The organism is Agromyces sp. NPDC029043 (assembly GCF_055564615.1).
Genome location: NZ_JBVHVX010000018.1, coordinates 42,331 through 54,357 on the forward strand (window position 1 = coordinate 42,331; position 12,027 = coordinate 54,357).

Sequence of the window (12,027 nt, forward strand, 5' to 3'; positions counted from 1 at the left end):
GGACCGACGCTTCGTTACGCCATTCTAGTCCTGCGCGCCGTCGGTAGGCTAGGACGATGGTCCCGGCCCCCCGAACCGTCGCCCTGGTGAACGAACGCCTCGAGGAGTTCCTCGCCGACCGTGCTTCCATTCTCCGCTCCATCGCGACCGACCTCGACCAGTTGGCCGGATTCTCCAAGCGCTTTCTCAGCGGTGGCAAGCGATTCCGGGCCCAGTTCTGCCACCGCGGCTGGCAGGCGGTCCGCGGGGCCGCCGGCGAGGGGCCCGACGCCGCCGCCGAGCGCGACGCGGTCGTCTCGGCCTCGGCCGCGCTCGAGGTGTTCCACGCGGCGGCGCTCGTGCACGACGACCTCATCGACAACTCCGACACGCGGCGCGGCGCGCCATCCGTCCACCGGGTCTTCGAGGCGCAGCACCGCGACGCGGCCTGGGCCGGCAGCGCCGCCGACTACGGCCGCGCCACCGCCGTGCTGCTCGGCGACCTCCTGCTCGGCTGGAGTGACGAGCTGCTCGACGAGGGGCTCGCCGGCCTCCACGATCCCACGGCGGCCCGCGCCGCGCGCCTGGAGTTCAACCGCATGCGCACCGACGTCACCGTCGGCCAGTACCTCGACATCCTCGAGGAGCGGGCCTGGCTCGCGATGCCCGACGACGAGCAGCGCACCCGCGCCGAGCGTGTCGTGGTGTTCAAGTCGGCCAAGTACAGCATCGAGGCGCCGCTCGTCATCGGCGGGGCCATCGCGGGCGGCTCCGCGGCCGAGCTCGACGCGCTCCGTGCGTTCGGGCTCCCGCTCGGCATCGCGTTCCAGTTGCGCGATGACCTGCTGGGCGTGTACGGCGATCCCGAGGTCACCGGCAAGCCCGCGGGCGACGACCTGCGGGAGGGCAAGCGCACGCTGCTCGTGGCGATCGCGCGCGAGCGGCTCGCTCCCGACGGCCGCCGCCTGGTCGACGGACTGCTCGGCGATCCCGCCCTCGATGCCGATCAGGTGCGGATGCTGCAGGAGACGATCCGCGACTGCGGCGCGGTCGACGAGCTCGAGCGCATCATCGACGAGAACACCGGGCGCGCGATGGCGGCCCTCGAGTCGGCGCCGATCGATCGGGACGCCGCGCTCGGCCTCGGCGACCTCGCGCGCGCCGTGACGCGGCGCGCGAGCTGAGGCCGACCGGCTCGGGGCTACGCGAGCGCCTGGGCGACCCGGCGCACCTCGGACTTGCGGCCCGCGCGGAGCGCCGCGATCGGGGTCGTGCCCAGGCTGTCCTCCTCGCCGAGGAGCCACTCGAGCGACTCGGCGTCGGTGAAGCCGGCGTCGGCGAGGACGATCGCCGTGCCGTGCAGCTCGGGCAGGGGCGCGTCATCGCGCAGGAACACGGCGGGGACCTTCAGCACGCCATCGACCCGCGTCGCGAGCAGGTAGCGCTCGTCGATCAGGCGACGGATGCGGCTCGGCGTCTGCCCCAGCCGTTCGACGAGTTCGGGAACGGTCAGCCATTCGGTCTGCTCGGCGTCGGTCACGCGTACAGACTGCCACGCGAGCGGGCGGGGTGGGAACCGCCGCGACGGCGAGGCGCGGCGACGCGCGCGGATGAGTTTGACTCGTCCCCATCCGCGTGAGACGGTGACCGCATCCGCTCAGGGCGGAGGGGGATCATGGAGCAGTACTCGGGGGCCGCGCACACCGGCGATGGGGTCGACGGCGAGACCGACGCTCCGCGCGAGGGCCGCCGCCGCGGCATCCGCCGACTGCTGACCCTGCCGGTCGCCGTCGCGAGCACGCTCGCGGTCACGCTGGGCATCGTGCAGCCCGCCGCGGCCGCCGCGCCGACCGTGAAGCGCCAGGCGAAGGCCAAGGCGCAGTCCGGTGCACCCGCGACCGCGACCGCGTCGGCCGCGGTGGCGTCGGTCGTGCCGGCGGAGGTGACGGTGCTCGAGGGCGACACCGTCAGCGCGATCGCGGCGAGGTACGGTCTGCCGACCGCCGAGGTGCTCGCCGAGAACGGACTGAGCTGGTCGAGCCTCATCTTCCCCGGCCAGCGGCTCGCGCTCCCCGGCGGAGCCGTCGCCGCCTCGCCCGCTCCCCCGGTGTCGCGGCCCGAGATCGCGCGGCACGTCGTGGAGGCGGGCGACACCGTCAGCGGCATCGCGGCGGCGCACGGCCTCGACGTCGAGGTGGTGCTCAGCGCGAACGGGCTGAGCCGTGCCAGCCTGATCTTCCCGGGGCAGGCCATCGTGCTGCCGGCGACGGATGGCGCGGCCCCGGCCGCGCCCGCACTCGCGCCGGCACCCCCCGTCGCCGACGCGGAGCCGACCGCGCCCGCACCGGTCGAGGCGACCCCAGTCGTGATGCTCGACGTCGCGCTCGACGGCGAGATGCAGGCCAACGCGCGCGTCGTGGTCGACGTGGGTCGCGCGCTCGGCGTTCCCGACCGGGCCATCGTCATCGCGCTCGCCGCCGCCGCCCAGGAATCCGGCCTGCGCAACCTCGCCCACGGCGACCAGGACTCGCTCGGCCTCTTCCAGCAGCGCCCGAGCCAGGGATGGGGCGCTCCCGAGCAGGTGCTCGATCCCGCGCGCGCTGCGGCGGCCTTCTACGGCGGCCCCTCCTCGCCCACCGTCGGAACGGCCCCCGGCCTGCTCGACGTCGACGGCTGGGAATCGATGCCGCTCACGGCGGCCGCGCAGGCCGTGCAGCACAGCGCCCACCCCGACCACTACGCCAAGTGGGAGGCATCCGCCCAGCGCTGGCTCGCCGAGCTCGGCTGAGGCCCGCGCCCGCGGCATCCGATCGTCACGATGCCGTTGCGATCCCAGCGCGCCCGGCGTTTGTTCATCTGGCGGCATACGCGCCTTCGTACACTCGTACGGTGACCACCGCGCCCGCCGACCCGATGATCGGCCGTCTCGTCGACGGCCGCTATCAGGTGCGCTCGCGGATCGCGCGCGGCGGAATGGCCACGGTGTACCTCGCGACCGACCTCCGCCTCGAGCGACGCGTCGCGATCAAGGTCATGCACGGCCATCTCGCCGACGACAACACGTTCAAGACCCGCTTCGTGCAGGAGGCGCGGTCGGCGGCGCGCCTCGCGCATCCCAACGTGGTCAACGTGTTCGACCAGGGACAGGACGCCGACATGGCGTACCTGGTGATGGAGTACCTGCCGGGCATCACGCTCCGCGATCTCCTGAAGGACTACAAGCGGCTCACGCCCGAGCAGACCGTCGACATCCTCGACGCCGTGCTCTCCGGGCTCGCCGCGGCGCACAAGGCCGGCATCGTGCATCGCGACCTCAAGCCCGAGAACGTGCTGCTCGCCGACGACGGCCGCATCAAGCTCGGCGACTTCGGGCTCGCGCGTGCCGCGAGCGCGAACACCGCGACCGGGCAGGCGCTGCTCGGCACGATCGCGTACCTCTCCCCCGAGCTCGTCACACGCGGGGTCGCCGATGCCCGCAGCGACATCTACGCGCTCGGCATCATGACGTACGAGATGCTCACGGGCGAGCAGCCCTACGTGGGGGAGGCGCCGATGCAGATCGCCTACCAGCATGCGAACGAGTCGGTGCCCGCGCCGAGCACCCGCAACCCCGCGGTGCCGCACCAGCTCGACGAGCTGGTGCTGTGGGCGACCTCGCGCGACCCCGACGCGCGGCCGGCCGACGCCCGCATCATGCTCGAACGGCTCCGCGAGCTCGAGCCCGGGCTCCGACCGACCCAGCCCCGCGCGTCCGCGGGCGACACCGTCGTGATCGGCGCACTCGACGCCGCACCGACCGCCGAGACGCGCGTGCTCGCGCCGTCGGGCCGCATGGCCGTCGCCCCCGTGACCGCTCCCAGCGAGGTCGAGGCCGAGGGCGACGCCGCCGCCCTCACGAAGGTCTCGGAACGGCGACGACACCGCGGGTACTGGATCCTCGCCCTCGTCCTGCTCCTGACCGGCCTCGCAGCCGGCACCGGATGGTACTTCGGCGCCGGACCCGGATCCCTGGCGACCGTGCCCGAGACCACGGGCATGCTCCCCGACAACGCGACCCAGGTCCTCACCGAGGCGGGGTTCCAGGTCGAGCCCGCGGAACGCCACGATCCCGAGGTCCCCACCGGGCAGGTCTCCGGAACCGACCCGGAGGACGGCGCGCTGGCCCGGCGCGGCTCGACCGTGCAGCTCTTCGTCTCGCTCGGCCCGCAGCAGCTCGACGTGCCGCAGGTGGTCGGGATGCCCGAAGCCGAGGCCCGCACGGCGCTCGAGGCGTTCACGGTCGCCGAGGAGGCCACCGGGCAGTTCTCCGGCGACGTCGAACCGGGCACGGTGGTGGCGGTGCTCGACGGGTCGGGCGCGCCGGTCGGGGCGACCTACCCCGAGCGCGGGGCGATGACCCTCGTGGTCTCGATCGGACCGGTGCCGCCCGTCGAAGGGCTCGCGGTCGGCGAGGCGCAGTCCCGACTCGAGACGGCCGGGCTGACGGTGGAGTTCGCCGACGCGCAGTACAGCAACGACGTCCCCGTCGACGTGGTGATCACGGCCGACTGGCTCGACGACCCCATGAACCCGGGCGACATCGTGCGACTGACGGTCTCCCTGGGGCCCGAACCCGTCGAGGTGCCGAACGTGGTCGGCGCGACGATGTCCGACGCCGTCGCGACCCTCGAGGCCGCGGGGTTCTCGGTGGCCTACGAACTGCCCGACCTCTTCCTGCCCCTCGCCACGGTCAAGGAGCAGTCGCCCGCGGCGGGCGAGACGGCGCCTCGCGGAAGCAGCGTGCGGATCGTGGGTTCGCTGACGCTCTGAGTCGCCCGATGCGTACCGCACGCGGTGCCGTGCACCCGGGTCGGACGAGGAACGGGCGGCCGAGGCATCCGTCGACGCCTCGACCGCCCCTCGGCCCGCCGACCATCAGCGGACGGCGAGCTCCTCGGCCACGAGGAAGGCCAGCTCGAGCGACTGCATGTGGTTCAGGCGCGGGTCGCACAGCGACTCGTAGCGCGTCGCGAGGGTCTCCTCGTCGATGTGCTCGGAACCGCCCATGCACTCGGTCACGTCGTCGCCGGTGAGCTCGACGTGGATGCCGCCCGGGTAGGTGCCCGCATCACGATGCGCCTCGAAGAACCCGCGGACCTCGTCGACCACGTCGTCGAAACGGCGGGTCTTGTACCCGGTGGGCGTCGTGATGCCGTTGCCGTGCATCGGATCGGTCACCCACAGCGGGTTCGCGTCGGACGCCTTGATCGCCTCGAGCAGGGGCGGCAGCGCGTCGCGGATCCTGCCCGCGCCCATGCGCGTGATGAACGTGAGCCGGCCCGGCTCGCGATTCGGGTCGAGCTTCTCGACCAGCTCGAGCATGACCTCGGGCGTCGTGCTCGGACCGAGCTTCACGCCGATCGGGTTCCGGACGCGCGACAGGAAGTCGACGTGCGCGCCGTCGAGCTCGCGGGTGCGCTCGCCGATCCAGATGAAGTGCGCCGACGTGTTGTACGGCGTTCCCGTGCGGGAGTCGATGCGGGTCATGGGGCGCTCGTAGTCCATGAGCAGGCCCTCGTGGCCGGTGTAGAACTCGGTGCGCTTGAGCTCGTCGAAGTCGGCGCCGCAGGCGTCCATGAACTTCACGGCGCGATCGATCTCGCGGGCGAGCTTCTCGTAGCGCGCGTTCGCGGGGTTCGCCGCGAAGCCCTGGTTCCACGCGTGCACCTGGCGCAGGTCGGCGAACCCACCCTGCGTGAAGGCGCGGATCAGGTTCAGCGTCGACGCCGCCATGTGGTAGCCCTGCAGCAGCCGAGACGGGTCGGCGGCGCGCGACTCGGGCGTGAAGTCGTAGCCGTTGACGATGTCGCCGCGGTACGCCGGCAGCGTGACGTCGCCGCGCGTCTCGGTGTCGCTCGAGCGGGGCTTCGCGAACTGGCCCGCCATGCGGCCCATCTTGACGACCGGCATGGAGGCGCCGTACGTGAGCACGACGGCCATCTGCAGCACGGTCTTCACGCGGTTGCGGATCTGGTCGGCGGTCGCGCCGGCGAAGGTCTCGGCGCAGTCGCCGCCCTGGAGCAGGAACGCCTCGCCGCGGGACGCCGCGGCCAGCCGATCGCGCAGCATGTCGACCTCGCCCGCGAACACCAGCGGGGGCAGGGTCGCCAGCTCGGTGGACGCCGCGTGCGCCGCCTCGGGGTCGGGCCAGCTCGGCTGCTGCTTGATCGGCAGCGTGCGCCAATAGTCGAGGCCCGCGATCACGGAGGGATCTGCGTTCACGATGGGCTCGACGAGCTGTACCACTTGGAATCCTGGAGGGTCGGGGCGCGCCGCGCGCGCGAAAGGAAACGGGCGCCGCACGCCGCGACGCCGTACCCGCCAGCCTACCGCGACTGCGGGGCGCGTTGCTCCCGGACGGTGCTGGCGTAGACGTCGACGTAGCGCTGCTCGCTGAGCGCACGGAGGTCGTACACGAGCTCGTCGGTCACCGATCGCAGGACGAACCGGTCGCCCTCCATGCCGTGGAACCGGCTGAAGTCGAGCGCCTCGCCGAAGACGATGCCGACGCGACGCACCTTCGGCAGTCGCGTGCCGATCGGCATGACCTCGGCCGTTCCGATCATGGCGACCGGGACGACGGGCACGCCGGCCTCGAGCACCATGCGCGCGACACCGGTGCGACCGCGGTAGAGCCGGCCGTCGGGACTGCGTGTGCCCTCCGGGTAGATGCCGAGGATCCGGCCCTCGCGCAGGACCCGCAGTCCGGTGTTGAGGGAGGCCTCGGACGCCTTGCCGCCCGAGCGGTCGATCGGCAGCTGCCCGGCGGCCTGGAAGAACATCTTCGTCGCCCACCCCTTGAGGCCCCGGCCCGTGAAGTACTCGCTCTTGGCAAGGAAGACGACGGGGCGGTCGACCACGAGCGGCAGGAAGATCGAGTCGATGAACGACAGGTGGTTGGACGCCAGGATGACGGGCCCGTCCTTGGGCACGCGTTCGAGGCCGACGACCCACGGGCGGAAGATCGAGAGGAGGATCGGGCCCACCACGATGTGCTTCATGATCCAGTAGAACACCGGAGTCCTCCGTCTCGCCGTCCGCCCGGCAGCCAGCCTAGCCCGCGACCCGTCAGGCGTGTTCCTCGACCCAGAGACGCGCGAGGTCGGCCGCGCCGACCACGCCGGCGTCGTTGACGAGCTCGGCGATCACGAAGTCGGGCTCGGGATGGTACCCGCGCGCCGGGAGGTGTTCGAGGAACGATTCCCGGATGGGCGCGAGCAGGAGCTCGCCCGCGACCGCTACACCGCCTCCGAAGACGAACCGCTGCGGGTCGAGCACCGCCGACAGGCTCGCCGAGGCCTGGCCGAGCCAGTGTCCGAGCTGGCGGAGTGCGGCGAGCGCGCCCGGGTCCTCTGCGGCGATCAGGCCGCCCACGATCGCGCCGTCGAGCGTCCCGTGCTCCTCGCGGGCCCGGGCGAGCGACAGGCCGATGCCGCCCGCATCGGCGATCTCGCCGGCCATGCGCATGAGCGCCCGGCCCGAGCCGTACTGCTCGAGGCAGCCGTGCTGGCCGCACCCGCACGCGATGCCGTTCGGCACCACCCGCAGGTGACCGAGTTCGGCACCCGCGCCGAAGCCGCCGCGGAACAGCCGGTCGCCCGCGACGATCGCGCCGCCGACGCCCGTGCCGATGGTGAGCATCACCATGTCGCTCACCATGCGGCCCGCGCCGAAGCGGAACTCGGCCCAGCCGGCCGCGTTCGCGTCGTTCTCGACGACGACGGTGCCGCCGACGCGGGCCTCGAGCTTCTCGCGGAACGGCTCGTTGCGCCAGTCGATGTTCGGCGCGTAGTAGACGGTGGACTGCGCGGCATCGATGAAGCCGGCGGCGGCCACGCCGACGGCGGCGACCGGCTCGCCGTCGGACAGCGTGCGGATCATCGCCACCACGGCATCCTCGAGCGCCGCGGCATCCCCTGCAGGCGTGGGGACCCGCTCGGCGCGCACGATGGCGCCGAGCTCGTCGACCACAGCTCCGGCGATCTTCGTGCCGCCGATGTCGATGCCGATCGCGTGCACGTCGAAGCCTTTCGCCGGGTGGTGGGGGGTATGAACGCCGGGGTCTCGCCGGGCGGAACCGATTAGAGTGTAGTCAACCCCAATGCCGAGGTTTCGCGCGGCCCCGAAGCGCGTGCGTTCCTCCCGGTGCCGAAGGAGCTACCGTGACCGAATTCGCCACAGCACCCCTGGTCCCCGCCGACCCCGACGCCAACACCACCGACCTGCTGGTCGAGCGGGTGAGGGCGACGCCCGACTCGGTGCTCTTCTCCCTTCCCACCGCAGACGGCGGTTGGAGCCCGGTCACCACCCGCGAGTTCCACCAGCAGGTCGTCCGCCTCGCCAAGGGCCTCGTCGCAGCCGGCATCCAGCCCGGCGACAAGATCGGCCTGATGTGCAAGACGCGCTACGAGTGGACGCTGATCGACTTCGCCACGTGGTTCGCCGGCGCCGTGCTGGTGCCGATCTACGAGACGAGTTCTCCCGCGCAGGTCCGCTGGAACCTCGGCGACTCGGGGGCGGTCGCCGTCATCCTCGAGACCGCCGACCACTTCGCGCGCTTCGACGAGGTGCATCCCGACCTTCCCGCCGTCCGCAGTGTCTGGCAGATCGACCTCGGCGACCTCGACAAGCTCGTCGCTGCCGGCGCCGACGTGCCCGACGACGAGATCGAGCGCCGCCGCAACCTCGCGGTCGGCAGCGACATCGCCACGCTCATCTACACCTCCGGCTCGACCGGCAAGCCCAAGGGCTGTGTGCTCACGCACGCGAACTTCGTCGAGCTCTCGCGCAACTCCGCGGTCGCGCTCGAGGAGGTCGTGCTCGACCCCGACGGCGCCTCGACGCTGCTGTTCATCACGACCGCGCACGTCTTCGCCCGGTTCATCTCCGTCCTCTGCGTACACGCCGGCGTGCGGGTCGGTCACCAGCCCGACACCAAGCAGCTCCTGCCGAGCCTCGGCAGCTTCAAGCCCACCTTCCTCCTCGCGGTTCCGCGCGTGTTCGAGAAGGTGTACAACGTCTCCGAGCAGAAGGCGGAGGCCGGCGGCAAGGGCAAGATCTTCCACGCCGCGGCCGAGACGGCCGTCGCGTACTCGACCGCGCTCGAGAGCGGCGAGAAGATCCCGCTCGGGCTGAAGCTCAAGTTCCGCCTGTTCGACCGGCTGGTCTTCTCCAAGCTCCGCGCCGCGATGGGCGGCAACGTGAAGTACGCCGTGTCGGGCTCGGCCCCGCTCGGTCCGCGCCTCGGCCACTTCTACCACGCGCTCGGCATCACCATCCTCGAGGGCTACGGCCTCACCGAGACCACCGCGCCGGCGACGGTGAACCTGGTCACGAAGTCGAAGATCGGCACGGTCGGCCCGGCGCTGCCCGGCGTCTCGGTCCGCCTCGCCGACGACGGCGAGATCGAGGTCAAGGGGATCAACGTCTTCAAGGAGTACTGGAAGAACCCCGACGCCACGGCCGCCGTGTTCGACGGCGACTGGTTCAAGACCGGCGACCTCGGCTCGTTCGACGCCGACGGCTTCCTCACCATCACGGGCCGCAAGAAGGAGATCATCGTCACGGCGGGCGGGAAGAACGTCGCCCCGGCCGCGCTCGAGGATCCGATCCGCGCGAACCCGCTCGTGGGCCAGGTGGTGGTCGTCGGCGACCAGAAGCCGTTCATCTCGGCGCTCGTCACGCTCGACCCCGAGATGCTGCCGGTGTGGCTCAACAACCACGGCGAGGATGCCGGCATGAGCGTCGCCGAGGCGGCGAAGAACCCGGCCGTGCTGGCCGAGGTGCAGCGCGCGATCGACGCCGCGAACGAGAACGTCTCGCGCGCCGAGTCCATTCGCAAGTTCACGATCCTGCCGATCGAGTTCACCGAGGCGAGCGGCCACCTCACGCCGAAGATGAGCATCAAGCGCAACGTCATCCTCGAGGACTTCGCCGCCGACATCGAGGGCATGTACTCGGGTGCGCCGGCCACCGAGGGCCACTCCATCGTCCACTGATCTCCGCGAGACGACGAACGGCCCCGCGGATGTCGCGGGGCCGTTCGTTGTCGTCGCGATCAGAACCAGTCCGACTCGCGCACCGCGCGCATGGCCGCCCGACGCTCGTCCTTCTCGAGGCGGTCGAGGTAGAGGATGCCGTCGAGGTGGTCGGTCTCGTGCTGCAGCGCCTGGGCCATGAGCCCCTCGCCGGCCAGCTCCACCACGTTGCCGTCGAGGTCGATTCCGCGCACGCGCGCGAACGGATGGCGAGGCGTCTTGTGCCACAGGCCCGGCACCGACAGGCAGCCCTCGTCGACGAGCTCGGGCTGGCCCGTGACCTCGACGAGCTCGGGATTGATGATGTAACCCACCTCGCCGTCGACGTTGTAGCTGAACACCCGGAGGTTCACGCCGATCTGGGGTGCGGCCACGCCGGCGCGACCCGGAAGGCGCACGCTGTCGACGAGGTCGTCGACGAGGGAGCGCACCCGGTCGTCGACGTGATCGACGGGTGCGGAGACGGTCTTCAGGACGGGGTCGCCGAACAGGCGGATGGGTCGTTCCGGCAATGGTGCTCCGTGTTCAGGCCCGTGCGCGACGGGCGGGGTCGGGCCCCGATCGAGGGGGCCAGGGGGGGTCAGTGTCCGCGCTCGACGGGAAGGCCTTCCACGACCAGGGCGGCGAGCTCGCGTGCCGCGTGCTGGGTCACGGGACGCAGGTCCTCCCAGTGCACCACGGAGCCCGCGGCGAGCTGCGGGTCGTACGGGATCCGCACGATCTCGCGCACGCGCGACTGGAAGTGCGCCTCGATCTCGTCGACCTTGACGAGATGGGTGCCCTGCGTGGCCAGGTTGATCGCGACGACGGCGTTGCGGACGAGCTCGCCGTAGCCGTTGGCCTCGAGCCAGGTCAGCGTCTCGCTCGCGAGCCGCGCCTCGTCGACGCTGCCTCCGGACACGATCACGATCGCGTCGGCGCGCTGAAGCGTGGCGCGCATGACCGAGTGCACGATGCCCGTGCCGCAGTCGGTGAGCACGAGCGAGTAGTACCGGGCGGCGAGACCGGCGACCACGTTGTAGTCGTCGGCGTCGAACGCCTCGGAGAGCGTCGGGTCGGTGTCGGAGGCGAGGATGTCGAGCCGCGTCTCGTCGCGTGAGACGAACTTGGAGAAGTCGGTGTACCCGCCGATCGAGGACGCCTTCGCGACCACGTCGCGGACCGTCTCGCGAGTCTGCCGGTCGACGCGCTCCGCGAGCGTGCCGCGGTCGGGATTGGCGTCGATGGCGATCACCCGATCGTCGCGGGCATCGGCCAGCGCCATGCCGAGCAGCGCAGTGATGGTCGTCTTGCCGACGCCGCCCTTGCGCGTGAGGACCGGCACGAACCGTGCGCCGCCCTCGAAGCGTCGGCGGATGCGCTCGTTCATGGCCCGGTGCGCGCGCACCTTGGCCGAGTCGCCGAGGTTCACGACGTGGAGGGTCGCCTCGTAGAGGAACCGGTTGAAGCCGCCCTGCGGGGCCGGCCGCGTGGTGCGGTTGAGGTCGATCAGGCGGTCGGCGGTGAGCGAGTCGGGCGTCTCCGGAAGCTCCGCGGGAAGGAGCTCGGCGTCGGCATCCTCGACGATCGCGACGTGCGCGCCGGTGTCGGTCGTGACCCGCTCGCGGCGCAGGCGCGACGCGTCGGCCGCGAGCAGGGCGCCGTACGGCGAGGCCTCGCGCGCGGCGCCGTGGCGGGACGAGCCGCGCGGCAGCGCCGGTGAGAGCACGTCGACCGAGGTCGTGCCCGTCGTGACCGCGCCGAGGTCGTGCGGATCGACCGCGATGTCGTCGATGGCCACCGCCACCTCGTCGTCGGGCATGCGCTGCGCCGGCGCGGGCGGCAGGGCGACGTGGACGTCGACGGGCTCGGCCGGCTCTGCCGGATCGCCGGTGTGCGCGTCGCCGGCGGCGGATCGGGCGGTGCCGCGAGCGCGCGGGCGTCGGGCGGTGGGGCCGGTCTCGTCGTCGTGTTCAGCCACCGATTCCCCTCC

10 protein-coding genes are annotated in these 12,027 nt (G+C 72.0%); 4 read left to right on the forward strand and 6 right to left on the reverse strand.

The window, feature by feature from the left end; all coding sequences use genetic code 11:
• Positions 1-56: 56 nt before the first annotated feature.
• A complete protein-coding gene (locus tag ACZ4TW_RS18545) occupies positions 57-1,163 on the forward strand; it encodes a polyprenyl synthetase family protein (RefSeq protein WP_465545109.1) in 1,107 nt (368 codons plus the stop codon).
• A gap of 17 nt (positions 1,164-1,180) precedes the next feature.
• Here the strand turns inward: ACZ4TW_RS18545 and ACZ4TW_RS18550 are convergent, their stop codons facing one another.
• Entirely contained in the window at positions 1,181-1,519 is a 339-nt protein-coding gene (locus tag ACZ4TW_RS18550; protein ID WP_465545111.1) for an Rv2175c family DNA-binding protein, read from the reverse strand.
• A gap of 135 nt (positions 1,520-1,654) precedes the next feature.
• On the opposite strand from ACZ4TW_RS18550, the gene ACZ4TW_RS18555 reads away from it, so the two are divergent.
• Together ACZ4TW_RS18555 and pknB are read left to right on the forward strand one after the other, a co-directional pair.
• Positions 1,655-2,767, forward strand: coding sequence for a LysM peptidoglycan-binding domain-containing protein (locus tag ACZ4TW_RS18555; protein ID WP_465545113.1), 1,113 nt, complete (start codon positions 1,655-1,657; stop codon positions 2,765-2,767).
• Positions 2,768-2,868: 101 nt separating this feature from the next.
• Positions 2,869-4,788, forward strand: coding sequence for a Stk1 family PASTA domain-containing Ser/Thr kinase (gene pknB, locus ACZ4TW_RS18560; RefSeq protein ID WP_465545114.1), 1,920 nt, complete (start codon positions 2,869-2,871; stop codon positions 4,786-4,788).
• 105 nt (positions 4,789-4,893) lie between these two features.
• On the opposite strand, the gene ACZ4TW_RS18565 is transcribed toward pknB, so the two are convergent.
• From ACZ4TW_RS18565 to ACZ4TW_RS18575, 3 genes are all read right to left on the reverse strand, one after another.
• Positions 4,894-6,222, reverse strand: a complete 1,329-nt coding sequence (locus ACZ4TW_RS18565) for a class II 3-deoxy-7-phosphoheptulonate synthase (RefSeq protein ID WP_465545254.1) — start codon at positions 6,220-6,222, stop codon at positions 4,894-4,896.
• Positions 6,223-6,344: 122 nt separating this feature from the next.
• Positions 6,345-7,034: a lysophospholipid acyltransferase family protein gene (locus ACZ4TW_RS18570; protein WP_465545116.1), complete on the reverse strand. Its 690-nt coding sequence runs from the start codon at positions 7,032-7,034 to the stop codon at positions 6,345-6,347.
• Between the two features lie 52 nt (positions 7,035-7,086).
• Positions 7,087-8,037, reverse strand: a complete 951-nt coding sequence (locus ACZ4TW_RS18575) for an ROK family glucokinase (RefSeq protein WP_465545118.1) — start codon at positions 8,035-8,037, stop codon at positions 7,087-7,089.
• Between the two features lie 143 nt (positions 8,038-8,180).
• Here ACZ4TW_RS18575 and ACZ4TW_RS18580 point away from each other — a divergent pair, with 143 nt between their 5' ends.
• Positions 8,181-10,016: an AMP-dependent synthetase/ligase gene (locus ACZ4TW_RS18580; protein WP_465545119.1), complete on the forward strand. Its 1,836-nt coding sequence runs from the start codon at positions 8,181-8,183 to the stop codon at positions 10,014-10,016.
• Positions 10,017-10,075: 59 nt separating this feature from the next.
• Here the strand turns inward: ACZ4TW_RS18580 and def are convergent, their stop codons facing one another.
• On the reverse strand, positions 10,076-10,567 hold the full coding sequence (gene def, locus ACZ4TW_RS18585; protein WP_465545121.1) for a peptide deformylase: 492 nt from the start codon (positions 10,565-10,567) through the stop codon (positions 10,076-10,078).
• Positions 10,568-10,635: 68 nt separating this feature from the next.
• Positions 10,636-12,015, reverse strand: a complete 1,380-nt coding sequence (locus ACZ4TW_RS18590; protein WP_465545123.1) for a MinD/ParA family ATP-binding protein — start codon at positions 12,013-12,015, stop codon at positions 10,636-10,638.
• Positions 12,016-12,027 lie beyond the last annotated feature (12 nt).

Bases quoted from the DNA above. Each gene is read 5' to 3' on its own strand.
- ACZ4TW_RS18545 (WP_465545109.1), top strand. From the start codon at position 57: ATGGTCCCGGCCCCCCGAACCGTCGCCCTGGTGAACGAACGCCTCGAG.
- ACZ4TW_RS18555 (WP_465545113.1), top strand. From the start codon at position 1,655: ATGGAGCAGTACTCGGGGGCCGCGCACACCGGCGATGGGGTCGACGGC.